At 66.6% G+C, this 15,934-nt stretch carries 13 protein-coding genes; all 13 read right to left on the reverse strand.

Annotated elements, in window-relative coordinates; translation table 11 throughout:
• Nucleotides 1-26: 26 nt before the first annotated feature.
• The 13 genes from creD to ABFK29_RS19680 all read right to left on the reverse strand — a co-directional run bounded on the left by creD (nucleotide 27) and on the right by ABFK29_RS19680 (nucleotide 15,802).
• Nucleotides 27-1,445 (reverse strand): cell envelope integrity protein CreD, encoded by a 1,419-nt coding sequence (creD, locus tag ABFK29_RS19620; RefSeq protein ID WP_005859998.1) that lies wholly within the window; start codon nucleotides 1,443-1,445, stop codon nucleotides 27-29.
• 98 nt (nucleotides 1,446-1,543) lie between these two features.
• Nucleotides 1,544-3,568, reverse strand: a complete 2,025-nt coding sequence (locus ABFK29_RS19625) for an NADPH-dependent 2,4-dienoyl-CoA reductase (protein WP_005860000.1) — start codon at nucleotides 3,566-3,568, stop codon at nucleotides 1,544-1,546.
• 430 nt (nucleotides 3,569-3,998) lie between these two features.
• Complete coding sequence (gene msrA / locus ABFK29_RS19630) at nucleotides 3,999-4,505, reverse strand: peptide-methionine (S)-S-oxide reductase MsrA (RefSeq protein WP_005860002.1); 507 nt, start codon at nucleotides 4,503-4,505, stop codon at nucleotides 3,999-4,001.
• Nucleotides 4,502-4,909 carry a hypothetical protein gene (locus ABFK29_RS19635; protein ID WP_005860004.1) on the reverse strand — a complete coding sequence of 136 codons (408 nt, stop codon included), beginning with the start codon at nucleotides 4,907-4,909 and terminating at the stop codon, nucleotides 4,502-4,504. The genes msrA and ABFK29_RS19635 overlap by 4 nt, the downstream gene beginning before the upstream one ends.
• Complete coding sequence (gene msrB / locus ABFK29_RS19640; protein WP_005860006.1) at nucleotides 4,906-5,355, reverse strand: peptide-methionine (R)-S-oxide reductase MsrB; 450 nt, start codon at nucleotides 5,353-5,355, stop codon at nucleotides 4,906-4,908. Before msrB ends, ABFK29_RS19635 begins: the two co-directional genes overlap by 4 nt.
• A gap of 417 nt (nucleotides 5,356-5,772) precedes the next feature.
• Nucleotides 5,773-6,828 (reverse strand): tRNA epoxyqueuosine(34) reductase QueG, encoded by a 1,056-nt coding sequence (queG, locus tag ABFK29_RS19645; protein WP_005860008.1) that lies wholly within the window; start codon nucleotides 6,826-6,828, stop codon nucleotides 5,773-5,775.
• A gap of 72 nt (nucleotides 6,829-6,900) precedes the next feature.
• Nucleotides 6,901-7,566, reverse strand: coding sequence for a glutathione S-transferase family protein (locus ABFK29_RS19650; RefSeq protein WP_005860010.1), 666 nt, complete (start codon nucleotides 7,564-7,566; stop codon nucleotides 6,901-6,903).
• A 101-nt stretch (nucleotides 7,567-7,667) separates the two neighbouring features.
• Nucleotides 7,668-8,420 (reverse strand): monofunctional biosynthetic peptidoglycan transglycosylase, encoded by a 753-nt coding sequence (gene mtgA / locus ABFK29_RS19655; RefSeq protein WP_005860013.1) that lies wholly within the window; start codon nucleotides 8,418-8,420, stop codon nucleotides 7,668-7,670.
• A gap of 201 nt (nucleotides 8,421-8,621) precedes the next feature.
• Nucleotides 8,622-8,894 (reverse strand): putative quinol monooxygenase, encoded by a 273-nt coding sequence (locus ABFK29_RS19660; protein ID WP_005860015.1) that lies wholly within the window; start codon nucleotides 8,892-8,894, stop codon nucleotides 8,622-8,624.
• A 174-nt stretch (nucleotides 8,895-9,068) separates the two neighbouring features.
• A complete protein-coding gene (locus ABFK29_RS19665) occupies nucleotides 9,069-9,494 on the reverse strand; it encodes a lipocalin-like domain-containing protein (protein ID WP_005860017.1) in 426 nt (141 codons plus the stop codon).
• Between the two features lie 370 nt (nucleotides 9,495-9,864).
• Complete coding sequence (gene gltB / locus ABFK29_RS19670; protein ID WP_005860019.1) at nucleotides 9,865-14,409, reverse strand: glutamate synthase large subunit; 4,545 nt, start codon at nucleotides 14,407-14,409, stop codon at nucleotides 9,865-9,867.
• Between the two features lie 191 nt (nucleotides 14,410-14,600).
• The gene (locus tag ABFK29_RS19675) at nucleotides 14,601-15,062 is read right to left on the reverse strand and encodes a GFA family protein (protein WP_232281572.1); all 462 of its coding nucleotides are present in this window, start codon (nucleotides 15,060-15,062) and stop codon (nucleotides 14,601-14,603) included.
• Nucleotides 15,059-15,802 (reverse strand): hypothetical protein, encoded by a 744-nt coding sequence (locus tag ABFK29_RS19680; protein WP_050772433.1) that lies wholly within the window; start codon nucleotides 15,800-15,802, stop codon nucleotides 15,059-15,061. The genes ABFK29_RS19675 and ABFK29_RS19680 overlap by 4 nt, the downstream gene beginning before the upstream one ends.
• Between the last annotated feature and the right edge of the window lie 132 nt (nucleotides 15,803-15,934).

The raw sequence follows: 15,934 nt of genomic DNA on the forward strand, positions 1-15,934 counted from the left end.
CAGAGTTCCTGCGCGGGGTCCCCGGATCAGCCTTCCGTGGCGGGAGGCGGCGGCGCCTCGGACGTGGTGCCCAGGAAGGGCCGGCGCTGTTTCGGCTTGCCCGCGTCGGGGCCGTACCAGTCCTCGTTGCGGGTGACGATCATGGTCAGCGCCAGCGCGAGGAAGGCCAGCGTCGAGCCCGCCAGCAGGGCGTAATCCGCCGAGCGCAGGATCAGGTAGAGCACCCCGTAAACCACCACCAGCATCGCGCCCAGCACCAGGGCGCGGCGGCCCAGGTTCAGTGCCACGACCCCGAACAGCGTCAGCAGACCGATCACCGCCGCGCTCGACAGCGCGTAGGCCAGCGCAAAGCCCAGGTGTTCGGCGTAGGATACCATCAGCAAAACGAAGGTCGTCTGCGCCAGACCGGCCAGAATGTACTGCACGGGGTGCGCGGGCCGCCCGGTGCCGCGTTCGGTCAACAGGATCGTCAGGAAGGTCAGCGCGATGAACAGGATGCCGTAGCGCGCCGCCCGATAGGCTTTCTGGTAGAAGTCGTTGGGCGTCAGGTATTCCACCCCGAAGGTGGTGCGGCGCGCCGCGTCGTCGGGATCGTCCAGCCCGGCCTGCGGCATCGACCGCGCCAGATGCGGGATCGTCCATTCGGCGGTAAAGCCGTCCTCGGTCACGGTGGACCCATCCGGAAGGAAGGCGCCGGTGAACGACGGATGCGGCCAGTCGCTGGTCATCGTGACACGAGAGGTGCGCCCCACCGGCGACACCATCATGAGCTGCGCGCCGTTCATCCCGAGGCGCATGTCGTAGCGGTCCCGCGCCCTCGGGTCGCCGACCAGCGCCTTCACGCCAGAGCGCTGCGACATGGGTTCCAGCGGCAGCGCTTCGCCACCCTCTTCCAGCCGCGCTTCGCCGCGCAGGGACCGGTTGTTGTAGACGCCGAACCAGACCTCTGCCCGATCCCAGCGCAGCCGCTGGTCGGGGCCGATCAGGCGCTCTGCCGCGGCGGTGTCGAAATCGAAACCGGCATCGACCTGTGCCGTATAGACCGGCACCCGGAAGATCCCGCGCCGCCGTTCCTGCGTCTGCGTCGCGATGTCGACGTCGAAGGCCTCGGGCAGCAGGTGCACCGGCGCGCTTGCCTCCTGCACGGTCTCCCGGAACCGCTCGAACAGGTCATCGCCGGTCTCCGGGTCGGTCTGCACCACACCTGTCTCCGGGTCGATCTTCGGCCGCGACGCCACCCGCGTCACGGTGGTCTCCACCGGGATGACAAGCTGCGGGCCATAGACGTACTGACGGCCACCCCACTCCTCGCCGACGCTGTCGATCGTCGCCTCAGAATAGGACTTCCGGGAATCGATGACCTCCGCCGCGAAGAACAGGGGGATGAACATGAGAAGGGTGAGAAGGCCGACGATCAGGAACCGTCGCCCCGATGATCTGAGCATGGCAATGTCCTCCGATAAATGACTTTGGCCACAATGGCGCGCCCCGTGTGCAGGCGCGCCCTGTCATTTCTGCAGGACCTGTGCAGGCCTGTGCCCGGTCAGAGCGTCGCCGCCAGCCGCACCCCCTGGTCGATGGCACGCTTGGCGTCCAGTTCCGCAGCCACGTCCGCCCCGCCGATCACATGGCAGGTCCGGCCCACCGCCTCAAGCGCATCGGCCAGGCCGCGCGCGCTGACCTGTCCCGCGCACAGCACAACCGTGTCGCAGGCGATGACCTCGGGCCGTTCGCGCGCCTCGCCATGGGAGATGTGCAGGCCAGCGTCGTCGATGCGCTCGTAATTGACGCCCGCCTTCATCTCGACCGCCTTCATCTGCAGCCCCGCGCGGTGGATCCAGCCCGTCGTCTTGCCCAGCCTCTTGCCAGGCTTCTCGGACTTGCGTTGCAGCATCACCACCTCGCGCACCGGCGCGTCGGGCTGCGGCCCCTCGGGCGAAAGGCCGGACCGCGCCTCGGCGGGATCGGTCACGCCCCATTCCCGCATCCAGTCCGGCAGGCTTTCGGTCGGGCTGTCCCCGGTCACGAGGAACTCCGACACGTCGAAACCGATGCCCCCGGCGCCGATCACGGCGACCCTCTTGCCCGCCTCCGCGCCGTGACGCAGCACGTCGATGTAGCCCAGCACCGAAGGATGATCCTGCCCGGGGATCTGCGGATCGCGCGGGGTGACGCCGGTGGCGACGATGATCTCGTCGAAGTCCGCCACGTCCTCCGCCCCCACGCGCCGCCCCAGCGCCAGCGTCACGCCCTTGTCGACCAGCATCGCGCGGAACCAGTCGACCAGCCCGTGGAACTCTTCCTTGCCGGGGATGACCTTGGCCATGTTCAACTGCCCGCCGATCTCCGCCGCCGCATCGAACAGCGTGACGGAATGGCCGCGCTCGGCGCAGGTGATCGCCGCCGACATGCCCGCTGGTCCCGCGCCCACCACAGCCACGGTCTTCGTGATCTCGGCGGGGGCGACCACCAGCTCCGTCTCGAACCCGGCCTTCGGGTTCACCAGACAGGACGACACCTTGCCCGCGAATGTGTGGTCGAGGCAGGCCTGGTTGCAGGCGATGCAGGGCGCGATCAACTCCGGCCGCCCGGCCACCGCCTTGGCGACGAAGTCCGGATCGGCGAGGAATGGCCGCGCCAGCGACACCATGTCGGCGCAGCCCTCCGCCAGCACCTCTTCCGCCACCTCCGGCGTGTTGATCCGGTTCGAACAGATCAGCGGCACGCCGACCTTGCCCATCAGCTTTTGCGTGACCCAGGCGAAAGCCCGGCGCGGCACCGACGTGGCGATGGTCGGCACCCGCGCCTCGTGCCAGCCGATGCCGGTGTTGATGATCGACGCGCCCGCCGCCTCCACCGCCTGAGCAAGCTGCACGACCTCCTCATGGGTCGAACCGTTGGGGACGAGGTCGATCATCGACAGCCGGTAGATCAGGATGAAGTCCGCGCCCACCGCCGCGCGCACGCGCTTCACCACCTCCACCGGCAGCCGCATCCGGTTCTCGTAAGACCCGCCCCAGCGGTCGGTGCGCTTGTTGGTGTGGGTCACGAGGAACTGGTTCAGGAAATACCCTTCCGAGCCCATGACCTCCACGCCGTCATAGCCCGCCTCGCGGGCACGCGCGGCGGCGGTGGCGATGTCGCCGATCTGCTTCTCGATCCCTTCCTCGTCCAGCTCCTTCGGCGGGAAGGGGCTGATCGGGGACTTCACCGGGCTGGGCGCCACGCAATCGGGACCGTAGGCATAGCGGCCCGCATGTAGGATCTGCATGGCGATCCGCCCGCCCGCCTCGTGCACGCGGTCAGTGACGATGCGGTGGTTGGCGATGTCCTGAGGGGTGTAAAGACCCGCCGCGCCGGGAAAGACGCCGCCCTCGTTGTTGGGCGCCATGCCGCCCGTCACCATCAGCCCGACGCCGCCCCGCGCCCGGGTCGCGTAGAACTCCGCCACCCGGTTCCAGTCGCCCCGCTCTTCGAGGTTGGTGTGCATCGACCCCATCAGCACGCGGTTCCTCAGCGTGACATGCCCAAGGTCGAGCGGGCGCAGCAGGTGCGGATATGACGTCATGTGTGGACCTCCCTCTTTGGCTGGCACCACACACCATGACCCGCCCGGCGTCCACGTCAACGTGACGTCATGGGCGGGACGGGATGTGTCGCAAAGGCAGCCCGGCGACGACGGCCCGCGCCCGCATGAAGTGCGCGTGTCATCCCGGGAGATGGGCCGCGAAGACGACCGCCCCCGTCAGCCGTCCTGGCTTCGCGCCCGAAAGCATCCCAGGGGTCCGCTCTCCCTTGCGTTTCTCCGGCGCGGATCTCCCTCCCGACCGCGCCGCGCCACGGCAGCCGAAGGCGGACCGGCTCCCTTCATCTTGGTGCAAAATACCTCGGGGGAGCCCCGCAGGGGCGGGGGCAGCGCCCCCCCCCTCTCGCGGACACGAAAAAGGCGGCGCACCGTCCCCCGGCGCGCCGCCCCTGTTAGCGGTTCCCGTCCAACCCTATTCCGCCGCATCGCGCCGGGGCAGAACCCAGCCCGGGCGCACGTAATGGCAGGTGTAGCCGTGCGGGATGCGCTGCAGGTAATCCTGGTGCTCGGGCTCGGCTTCCCAGAAATCGCCCACCGGCTCCACCTCCGTCACCACCTTGCCGGGCCACAGCCCGGAGGCATCGACGTCGCGGATCGTCTCAAGCGCCTCGTCGCGTTGCGCTTCGTTCACGTAGTAGATGGCCGACCGGTAGGACATGCCCCGGTCGTTGCCCTGCCGGTTCGGCGTGGTGGGATCGTGGATCTGGAAGAAGAACTCCAGCAGGCGCCGGTAGCTCGTCTTCTCCGGATCGAAGAGGATCTCAATCCCCTCCGCATGTGTCCCGTGGTTGCGGTAGGTCGCGTTCGGCACGTCCCCCCCGGTATAGCCCACGCGGGTCTTTTCCACCCCCGGCAGCTTGCGGATCAGGTCCTGCATACCCCAGAAGCAGCCCCCCGCCAGTACGGCACGTTCGGTCATCGGATGTCCTCCAGTTCGGCGAATGCCTTATAATATGTTGCGTGTTGCGCCCGAAACCAGCGGATTGCCTCGGGCCACTGCCTGCGGATCGTGAAGCAGGCCTTGGGGTTGTCCTTGCGATACCAGTAGCCCTTTTCAGCCTGCCCGCTGCCATGCCCCGGTGTAACTTTCAGACGGCGTGCCAAAGTGTCTTGGTGGTCACGCAACAGACGCGCGCCGTCCGGGCCCTCCGGTTTGACGTAGACCGAAGCCTTGTCCTGCGACAACGACAGCACAAGGACAACTGCGCCGTCGGCCAGCGGGACCACACGCTCCCATCCGGAGCGGCGCGAAACGATTTCCGGCGCCTCCTTGTCGAGCAGAGCATAAAGCTCTGCCCGTTGCCCCGAAAGGTCAGTGTTCATCCCGGTTGCTCCACCTGGTCAATGTAGTCGCCGTAGCCCTCGGCCTCCATGTCGTCGCGGTGGACGAAGCGCAGCGAGGCCGAGTTGATGCAGTAGCGCAGCCCGCCCCGATCCATGGGCCCGTCGGGAAAGACATGCCCCAGATGGCTGTCGCCATGGCGGGAACGGACCTCAGTCCGGATCATGCCGTGGGTGGTGTCGCGCAATTCGACGACGTTGTCGGGTTCGATGGGTTTCACGAAGCTGGGCCAGCCGCAGCCCGATTCGTACTTCGAGGCGCTGGCGAACAGCGGCTCTCCGGAAACCACGTCGACATAAATGCCGGGCTCCTTGTTGGAGAGGTATTCCCCGGTGCCCGGACGCTCCGTACCGCTTTGCTGCGTGACGCGGTACTGCTCTGGCGTCAACGTGGCGATAACATCCGGTCTGCGTTCATATTTTGGCATCTGCGTCCTCCTGTGCAGTCTGCAACGGAAGATGGGGCCTGTTGCGAATAAGCAAAGCCCCGCCGAAACATCGTACACATGAATGTGGGCAGCCTTGCGCCAAAAAGGTTCACCTGTCATGAAACAGGCGGGTGACAACGCTTTCTCCCAAGAACACGCAAGTCGCCTCGGGCGCGGAGATGGCAGCTCTGCGCCCGTCAATACCCCTCCGGACATCAACGGCTTGCGGCGCATCGTTCCGAAGCCCCGCTTTCGCGGGAACCTGTACATTTCGAGTGAATGCGTATTGGCAGCACGTCCCCCACTCGGCAAATCGGACTCCATCACGGAATGAACGCTCGCGCAAGAGTCACATTGCCGTGGCGTTCACTGTTTTTTGCGGCAAACCGGAAAATGTGACCGAACTGCCGCGCCCCGTCAGCCACTGCCACGCAGGCGCTTCACCGCCCAGCGGGCCGCGTCCTGCACGCCCGGGTCCGGATCGTCGCACAGCCGTTGGGCCACCGGCTCCAGCGCGGCCCGGCCGGAGTTCCCCACGGCGTACATCACGTTGCGCACCATGCGGTCGCGCCCGATGCGCTTGATCGGAGAGCCGGAGAACCGCGCCCGGAACCCCGCGTCGTCCAGCGCCGCCAGATCGGCCAGCGGCGGGGCAAGCAGGTCGTCGCGGGCGTGGTACTTCACCTCCTGCGCGACGCCCGCGAACTTGTTCCACGGGCAGACCGCAAGGCAGTCGTCGCAGCCGTAGATGCGGTTGCCCAGCCCGGGACGCAGCGCCTCGTCCACCGGGCCCTTGTGTTCGATCGTGAGGTAGGAAATGCAGCGCCGCGCATCCAGCTTGTAGGGCGCGGGGAAAGCATCGGTCGGGCAGACGTCAAGGCAACGGCGGCACGACCCGCAGTGATCCACCTCCGCCCCGTCCGGCGACAGGTCGAGCGTGGTGAAGATGCAGCCGAGGAAGAACCAGGATCCCAGCCGGCGCGACACGAGGTTGGTGTGCTTGCCCTGCCAGCCCAGACCGGCGGCCTGCCCCAGCGGTTTCTCCATCACCGGCGCGGTGTCGACGAAGACCTTGATCTCCGGCCCTGTCGTGCCCTCCGCTTCCGCCGACTCGATCAGCCAACGGCCCAGCCGCTTGAGCCGCTTCTTGACCACGTCGTGATAGTCGCGATGCCGGGCGTAGACGCTGACCGCACCGCAGTCGGGTTGTTGCAGAACCGCCAGCGGGTCCTCATCCGGACCGTAGTCCTCTGCCAGCATGACGACCGACCGCGCCTCGGGCCAGAGCGCTGCGGGATCGCCGCGCCAGTGCATCCGCTCCGCCAGCCAGCCCATCTGCCCGTGATAGCCCGCGTCGACAAAGGCCTGAAGGCGCGACATCACCTCCGGCAGGTCGGCCACGCGGGCGACACGGCACTCGGAAAACCCGACCTCTGCCGCCTGCCGTTTCAGCGCTGCCGTCAGATCCTGCACGCGACCCCCCGTTCCTCTCTGCCCGAAGTGCCCTGCGCGCCATCGCCGGCGATCAGCGTCCGGCCACCGGCCTCAGAAATCGAGGTCGGCGTAGTGGGCGGGCGGCGGGAAACCCGGCACCTGGTCGGCAAGGATCGACCGGAAGGCGGGGCGCGACTTGATCTTCGCGTACCAGTCCTTGACCACCGACGACCGGTTCCAGTCCACGTCCGAGATGTAGTCCAGCGACGACAGATGCGCGGCAGCGGCGAAATCGGCCAGCGTCATCGAATCTCCCGCCAGCCAGCGGCGGTGGTCCAGCAGCCACGCCATGTAATCGAGGTGGTACTTGACCGCCTTGGCGCCCGACTTCACGTTGCCGCTGTCCGGGAAACCGGCCTTCATCAACTTCTTGTTCACCCGCTCGTACAGCAGCTTCGACGTGACCTCGTGGTGGAACTTGTCGTCGAACCAGCCCACCAACCGGCGCACCTCGTAACGCGCATCGGCCGAGCGCGGCATCAGCGACGGTTCGGGATACTTCTCCTCGATCCATTCGCAGATCGCGGCCGACTCCGCCATCGTCTTACCGTCGATCCGGATCACCGGAACCTTGGCCGCCGGGTTGCGGCGCAGGAAGTCCGGGTCCTGCTCCCAGTAGCGTTCCTCCACCAGCTCGCATTCGATCTTCTTCTCGGCGAGGCTCAACCGCACCTTGCGGCAGAACGGTGAAAGAGGAACGTGATAAAGCTTGGCCATTTAAGTCCTGTATGGTCGGGGAGCCCCTCTCTAATAGAGGTCAAGACGACCGGGATTCAAGCACCTCCCCGCGTCCCGGCGCAGTGGCGCCGGCCCGCTGCTCATCCTTCGAAACAGTCGTCGCGCCCGTCGGCGGCAATCGTCGCCGCGCCGTCCCGGATCGACCGTGCCCGCCGGTCGACCGCGTTCGAGGGCCGGCCTGCGTTGCGCTCCTTCGGGTTGGGCAGGACCGCCGCCAGCAGCGCCGCCTGCCGCGCGCTCAACGCGTCCGCGCTCACCCCGAAGTAGTGCTGTGCGGCCGCCTCGACGCCAAAGACGCCCTCGCCGAATTCCGCCACGTTCAGATAGACCTCAAGAATACGCCGCTTCGACCACATGGCCTCCACCATGGGGGTCATGCCGGCTTCCAGCCCCTTGCGCAGCCATGATCGGTCCTGCCAGAGGTACACGTTCTTGACGACCTGCTGGCTGATGGTTGACCCGCCGCGCGCCGCCCCTTCCGAGATCGCCGCCCGGATGGCGCCCATGTCAAAGCCCCAATGTTCGCAGAAGTTGGCGTCCTCCGCCGCCACGGCGGACCGCGCCATGACCGGCGCGATGTCGTCCATGTCGACCCAGTCGCGCTCCAGCCCGCCCAGCCGCGACCGCTCCACCCACATGGTGTGCGTCATCGGCGGGTCGACCACGCTGAACAGCGCCACCGCCACGACCATCAGTCCTGCCATCAACACCACCCCCCGCAGCACAAGTCTGCGCAGCCTCCGTTTCAGGGGAAGCTTGCCCGCCGTGCGCGCCTTGTCGCTCTTTGTCTTCCGCGCGTCCGTCTTGCGCGCCGCTTTTGCCCGTCTTGCCATGCCCCTTGTCTACACCGACGGGCGGCAGGAACGAGAGCAAAAAAGGAGCGCCCCAAAGGACGCTCCGACGCCCGCCGAGCCGGCCAGGCACATCACTCGTAACCGTCAAAAGGGAACCGTCTACCCACATATGCACTATCGCTTGAGAAGGTGGCCCGGGCCGTGCGCAAAAGTGGCGATAAAGAGGTTTTTGACCCTGCGTCAACCAGTTTTGCGTATTTCGTAGTCCCGCTTTATCCCTTCGGTTGCGCGCCCCCAGTCGCTTTCACGCATACGTTTCTGATGGGCTTCGAAAGCGTCGGAATCGGTGAACAGCTCGGCGACTCGCCAGGTAAGCGGGCCGTCAGGCTCCACCTCGAATGACAGGCAACCCGGTTCCGCCCGGGTCAGCGCCACATGCGCGGGCAACGCCTGCCGCACCCGCTCTGCCTCTGCCGCGTCGGCGCACAGCAGACGCCCCGTCAGTTCGATCATATCGCTTCCTCCACGCACGTCCGCGGCCCATGAAAAACGCCGCGCCCCAAGTCGGCCACTCAGGTTGCCGCATACAAACGGCAGGGACGGGTCGTCCGTTTTCCCCTATTGGGGGCCGGAAACCGTCAGTTCTCCCACGTCCGCCAGAAAGACGATCCATGGCGTTCCTGTAGCTCAGTCCTTGGTGAACTCCATTCGGTAGATCACTTCCTCCCCGGTCGCCGGGTCGATCCCGGGCGCGCCGCTGATGACCAGCCGGTCTCCTTCCAGCGTGAAAGGTCGGTCCAGCGCCCCCTGCCAGTTCGGGTTCCACGAACCGTCAACCTCGTGAATGACCCGATTGCCTTCGAGACGGTAGGTTGCGACATACGCCAGCATGTCATCGAACAGCTTGGCTTTCTCCTCCACCGTCCATGCCTGTGACGTCGGCGGAAAACGATCGCGACGGAATACGGATGCCATCATCCTCCCACAGCGATGGTATGCGATGTAGCCTATGGGCGAAGGTCCCAGGGCGTCGGTGGTTTCTCCGGTCGCCACCGATGTGCGGGTCCACGCGTCCATCCGCCACGAACCGATCAATTCCTCACCGTCCGCCATGAGCTGTTCCTTCGGCCAATGCTGTCTCGGATCATGGCCGCTGACCCCTCCCGTGACAAGCGCAGTTGGCGGAGGGCCATTAGGCACCGGACACGCTCCCGACGTCCCGGACGTGGTCGGGGCCTTGGTGGCGGTCGTTCCGCCCGGCCCTTCACTTGGCCCGAAAGCGTTGTCGGCCCCAATGACCAAAATCGAAATCATGCGCCCGCGCCCCGCCAGACTGCCCCCGGGACGGCAAAACAATTCCGGCGAGACGAAGGACAAAAAAAGCCCGCCGATCCAATGGTCGGCAGGCGGGAAGGACGCGTGTCCTACAATCCGGAGTGGCCCCCGCCCACAGGCAGGGACCCGTTGCTTTCGACGCCCGCGATCACTCCGCCGGAACGGCGAGGCCTTCCTCGATCCCCAGCGGATGCGGGATCTTGTTCAGCATTTCCTTCGGGCAAACCTGAACGAAGTGCGCCTTCTCCAGGTCCCAGTGCTGCAGGATCTCTGCCGCGCGCTGCGACCGGGTCTCGGCCAGGTGGCGCTCGATCAGGTCCTTCAGCTGGTCTTCCCAGGCCGACACGGTCACCGGGCAGGTCACCAGGCTTTCCATGTTCATCATGTCCTTCGCCAGCCCCTGCGGATCGTAAAGATACGCCATGCCGCCCGTCATGCCGGCGCCGAAGTTGGCGCCGATGGGTCCGAGGATCACGGCGACGCCGCCGGTCATGTACTCGCACCCGTTCGAGCCGCAGCCCTCCACCACGACCTTCGCGCCGGAGTTGCGCACCGCGAACCGCTCTCCGGCCCGGCCGGCGGCAAAGAGATAGCCGTCCGTCGCGCCGTACAGCACGGTGTTGCCGATGATCGTGTTCTCGGCCGCGGCCAAGGGCGAGACCAGCGGCGGGCGCACCACGATGGTGCCCCCCGACAGGCCCTTGCCGACGTAGTCGTTGGCGTCGCCCGACACTTCCAGCTTCAACCCCGGGGCCGCGAAGGCGCCCAGCGACTGCCCGGCCGAGCCGGTCAGCTTGACGTGCAGGTGATCGGGCTGCAGCGCGTTGCGCATCCCGAACTTCGACACGATGTGCGACGAGGTCCGCGTGCCCACGGTCCGGTGCGTGTTCATCACCGCGTAGGACAACTGCATCTTCTCGCCGTCCTTCAGGAACCGCGCCGCATCGCGCACGATTTCCGCATCGAGCGTATCCGGCACCGCGTTGCGCGGCTTGTCCCGGTTGTACTCGATGGTGTCGGAGCCGTCGACGCGGATCAGCAGCGGGTTCAGGTCGAGATCGTCGAGGTGTTCCGCCCCGCGCGACACCTGCGTCAGCAGGTCCGCCCGGCCGATCACCTCAGACAGCGACCGCGCGCCGATTCCGGCGAGGATCTCCCGCACTTCCGTCGCGTAGAAGGAAATGAGGTTCACCACCTTGTCGGCGTTGCCGGTGAACTTGTCGCGCAGCGCCGGGTCCTGCGTGCAGACCCCCACCGGGCAGGTGTTCGACTGGCATTGCCGAACCATGATGCAGCCCATGGCGATCAGCGCGGCGGTGCCGATGCCGAACTCCTCGGCGCCCATCATGGCGGCCATCACGATATCACGGCCCGTCCGCAGGCCACCGTCGGTCCGAAGCGTGACGCGCGACCGCAGGTTGTTCATCGCCAGCACTTGGTGCGCCTCGGACAGGCCCATCTCCCACGGCAGGCCGGCGTACTTGATCGACGTCGCAGGCGATGCCCCAGTGCCGCCGTTGTGGCCAGAGATCAGGATGACGTCGGCTTTCGCCTTCGCCACGCCCGCCGCGATGGTGCCGACACCGGACGAGGCCACCAGCTTCACCGTCACCTTGCAGCGCGGGTTGATCTGCTTGAGGTCGTAGATCAGCTGCGCAAGGTCCTCGATGGAATAGATGTCGTGGTGCGGCGGCGGGGAGATCAGCGTCACGCCCTTGGTCGAGTGCCGCAGCCGCGCGATCAGGTCGGTGACCTTCATGCCCGGAAGCTGACCGCCCTCGCCGGGCTTGGCACCCTGCGCGACCTTGATCTCAAGCTCTTCGCAGTGGTTGAGGTACTCGGCGGTGACACCGAAGCGCCCCGAGGCCACCTGCTTGATCTTCGCCGACGGGTTGTCGCCGTTCGGCTCCGGCACGAAGTGTGCCGGGTCCTCACCGCCCTCGCCGGAATCCGACTTGGCGCCGATACGGTTCATCGCGACGTTCAGCGTCTTGTGCGCCTCGGGCGACAGCGCCCCCAGCGACATGCCCGGCGTCACGAACCGCTTGCGGATCGCGGTGATCGACTCGACCTCCTCCAGCGGGATCGCCTTGCCCAGCGGCTTGATCGCCAGCAGGTCGCGCAGATGGATCGGCGGGTTGGCCTGCATCGCGTTGGAATACTGCTTCCACAGCTCATAGGACGCCCGGTCGCAGGCCGCCTGCATCAGGTGCATGACCTGCGCGCCCCACGCATGGGTCTCGCCGGACTTGCGCGCCTTGTAGATGCCGCCGATGGGCAGCACGTCGCGCCCGGCCAGGAAACCCAGACGGTGCACTTCCTCGGCCTTCTTCTGGATGCCCTTCACACCGATGCCGGAAATGCGCGACAGCATCCCGGGCAGGTACTCGGCGCACATCGCGCGGCTGAGGCCCACCGCCTCGAAGTTCAACCCGCCGCGATAGGACGAGATGACCGAGATGCCCATCTTCGACATGATCTTCAGCAGGCCCTGGTCGATGGCCTCGCGGTAGCGTGCCACCGCCTCGGTCAGGGTCATGTCCAGCAGACCGCGCTTGATGCGGTCCGCAAGGCTGTCCTCGGCCAGGTAGGGGTTCACGATGGTCGCGCCCGCGCCGATCAGCACGGCAAAGTAATGCGGATCGATACACTCCGCCGACCGCACGTTGATCGAGGTGAATGTCCGCAGGCCCTTGCGCGTCAGGTGGCTGTGCACCGCGCTGGTGGCCAGGATCATCGGCATCGCGACCTTGTCTTCCGAAGCCCGTTCGTCGGTCAGGATGATATGACCCGCACCGGAGCGCACGGCATCCTCCGCCTCCGCGCGGATGCGCGACAGGCCGTCCCGCAGGGCATCCGGCCCGGACGCAAAGGTACAGTCGATCGTCACGCAGGGCGCGTTGAAATGCTTCTGCAGCTCGGCGAACTGGGCATTGCCGACAAACGGCGTGTCCAGCACGAGGATCTCGGTCTGGCTCGACGACTCGTCCAGCACGTTCTTGAGGTTGCCGAACCGCGTCTTGAGCGACATCACGCGGAATTCGCGCAAGGAGTCGATCGGCGGGTTCGTCACCTGGCTGAAGTTCTGCCGGAAGTAATGCGACAGCGGGCGGTACTTCTTCGAGAGCACGGCAGACGGGGTATCGTCACCCATCGACGCGATCATCTCCTTGGCGTCTTCCGCCATCGGCGCCAGCACCTGCTCGAGTTCCTCAATGGAATACCCGGCCGCGATCTGCCGCCGGCGCAGTTCGGCGCCCTCGAAGATCGGCTTCTCGGTGATGGCGTTCAGCGCATCGTCCAGCTCGGTGATCTTGCCGACCCACTCGCCGAAGGGCTGGCTGGCCGCCAGACGGTCCTTGATCTCGACGTCGTGGTAAAGCTTGCCGTCCTTCATGTCGACGGCGATCATCTGGCCGGGACCAAGCGCCCCCTTCTCGCGCACCGTCGCCTCGTCGACCGGCACCATGCCCGCCTCGGAACCCGCGATCAGCATGCCGTCGCCGGTCACCACGTAACGCATCGGACGCAGACCGTTCCGGTCCAGCCCGCCGCACACCCAGCGCCCGTCGGTCATCGCCAGCGCCGCGGGGCCGTCCCACGGCTCCATCACGGAGTTGCAGTAGGAATACATGTCGCGCCAGGACTCCGGCAGCTCGATGGCCTGCTTCGACCAGGATTCCGGCACCAGCATGGTCTTCGCCATCGGCGCGTTGCGCCCGGCCCGGACCAGCACTTCGAACACCGAATCCAGCGCCGCCGAATCCGACGACCCGTTGGCGATGATCGGCTTGATGTCCTCGGCAAGCTCGCCGAACGCCGACGAGGCCATGCGGATCTCGTGGCTCTTCATCCAGTTGACGTTGCCCTTCAGCGTGTTGATCTCGCCGTTGTGCGCCAGCATGCGGAACGGCTGCGCCAGCCACCACTGCGGGAAGGTGTTGGTCGAATAGCGCTGGTGGTAGATCGCAAAGGCGCTCTCGAACCGCTCGTCCTGAAGGTCCGGGTAGAACTCGCTGACCTGCTCCGCCAGCATCATGCCCTTGTAGATGATCGACCGGCACGACAGCGACGCGATATAGAGCCCGCCCGCCCCGGCGATGCCCGCCGCCGCCGCCGCCTTCTCGATCCGCCGCCGGATCACGTAAAGCTCGCGCTCGAACTGCTCCTCGTCCACCCCCTTGGCGTTCGAGATCAGGATCTGCTCGATCTCGGGCCGCGTCGCGTTGGCCTTCTCGCCGAGGCAGGCGACCGACACCGGCACGTGCCGCCAGCCGTAGATGTAATAGCCCATGCGCAGGACCTCGGTCTCCACGATGGTCCGGCAGGCCTCCTGCGCGCCGAAATCGGTGCGCGGCAGAAACACCTGCCCCACCGCCAGCAGCTCGTCCTTGCGCGGCCTGTGGCCGGTGCGCTCCACCTGATCGTAGAAGAACGGCACCGGGATCTGGACGTGAATGCCCGCGCCGTCGCCGGTCTTGCCGTCGGCATCCACGGCGCCGCGGTGCCAGATCGCCTTCAGCGCGCCGATACCCGCCTCCACGACCTTGCGCGACGGCTTGCCGTCCAGGCTGACCGCAAGACCCACCCCGCACGAGGAATGCTCCTCGCTCTCGTGGTACATGCCGTTCTCCGACATCCACGCGCGCTTGGCTTCCTCGGACCGGACCCACTCTGCATCGTACTTGGTCATGGCTCACGCCCTCCATTCGTGGCGCCGAAGCGCCGTCTCAGTCCCACCGGGCCAACCGGCCCGCTCATTTACTGGCCAACCGGCCCCGTTCTCTCGTGGACCTCATGGCCCCATCCCCGGAAAGCGCCGAAGCCCCGGGCTTCTCTGCTTTCCAAATACTCACGATCCGGACGCCGCCACGGGCGCGGACCTCAATCCTCCGGGCCGCCGCCCTCCAGCACGCCGAACTGCTCGACGCACTCTTGCCGCGTCATCAGACGCCGGCCCTCGCCCGCGTAGGCGAAACTGTCCGGCTTGTGGTCGATGTAGATCTCGTTCGTCATCACGAAGCCGTCCGCGTCGTCGAACACGCCGATGGGCAGCTCGGTGTTGCCGAACCACTGACCCTCCTGCGTGACCCGGAAATAAAGCCCCGATCCGCAGCGCCCGCAGAACCCGCGCTCCGCCCACTCCGACGAGGCGATGACCGACACCGGCCCTTCCCAGATCACGTTCTCCGTCCGCACCGTGACCCCGATCAGCGCGGAACCCGTCCAGCGGCGGCACATCTCGCAGTGGCAGGCGCCGACGTTCACCGGCACCTCTGTGGCGGTGAAGCGCACCGCGCCGCACATACAGCCGCCGGTCTGCGGCCCGGACCTGAGCGCGCTCAACGCGCCACCCCCGAAACACCGGCGGACGGCACGATCTCAAGCGCACTCATCATCACCCCGCAATCGTAGACAGGTTCCAGCGCCCCAAAGCCCGGCTCGCCCGGGTAGATGAACTCTTTCGGCGTCCGGTCGAAGGACGTCTCCACCCCGTCGAACACCGCCTTGCCGCGCCCGGCAAAGAACCGGCGATGCACGGGCGAGACATACTCCGACCCGGTGTAGGTGCCCATCACACCGCCATCGGGCGCAAGGAAATTCACCACGAACTCCGTGCGGTACAGCGGCTCTCCGTCGATGACCACGTTGCGGTCGACGATCCGGTCCTCGCCGGTGATGCGCTGCAGGCGGCCATCCGGGGTGCGCTGCTCGAAATCCATTGTGTCCGCGCCGGTCTCCAGAAGCGTGTCCATCGACGCGTGGTCCCGCGCCGGCAGCAGCGTCTCCGTCAGTCCGCCGTTCGGCAGTTCGCGGCTGTTGATCCATTGCGCCTGCGCGTCGATCCGGCTCTGGTAGACCGGGCCTTCGTCGGTAAAGACCTCGCGGAAGCGGTCGGTGCCCGCGTCGGTGCAGGTATAGTGGTGCTCCACCCGGCAATCGCGGTGCTGGACGGTCAGGTAGGCCGTGCAGCCCTCGGGCGGGGCAAAGACCGCATCCTGCGCCGCCAGCGCCATCGGCAGGCAGCACGACAGGAGAGCCGAAAGCCCCGCCGTCCCGATGTGCTGCTGCACCGATTTACGCATTCTCAACCCTCTTGGCGGTTCGGGTCAGCACTGCGGACCCTTAACTTGTGTGAACGTCGCGCGCCGCCCCGCGTGGGCGCCGCTTCAGGAGTTTAACAACCGGCCGGTTCAGGGGGTCGAAACGGCCGGAAA

Source organism: Sagittula stellata E-37 (genome assembly GCF_039724765.1).
GTDB lineage: Bacteria > Pseudomonadota > Alphaproteobacteria > Rhodobacterales > Rhodobacteraceae > Sagittula > Sagittula stellata.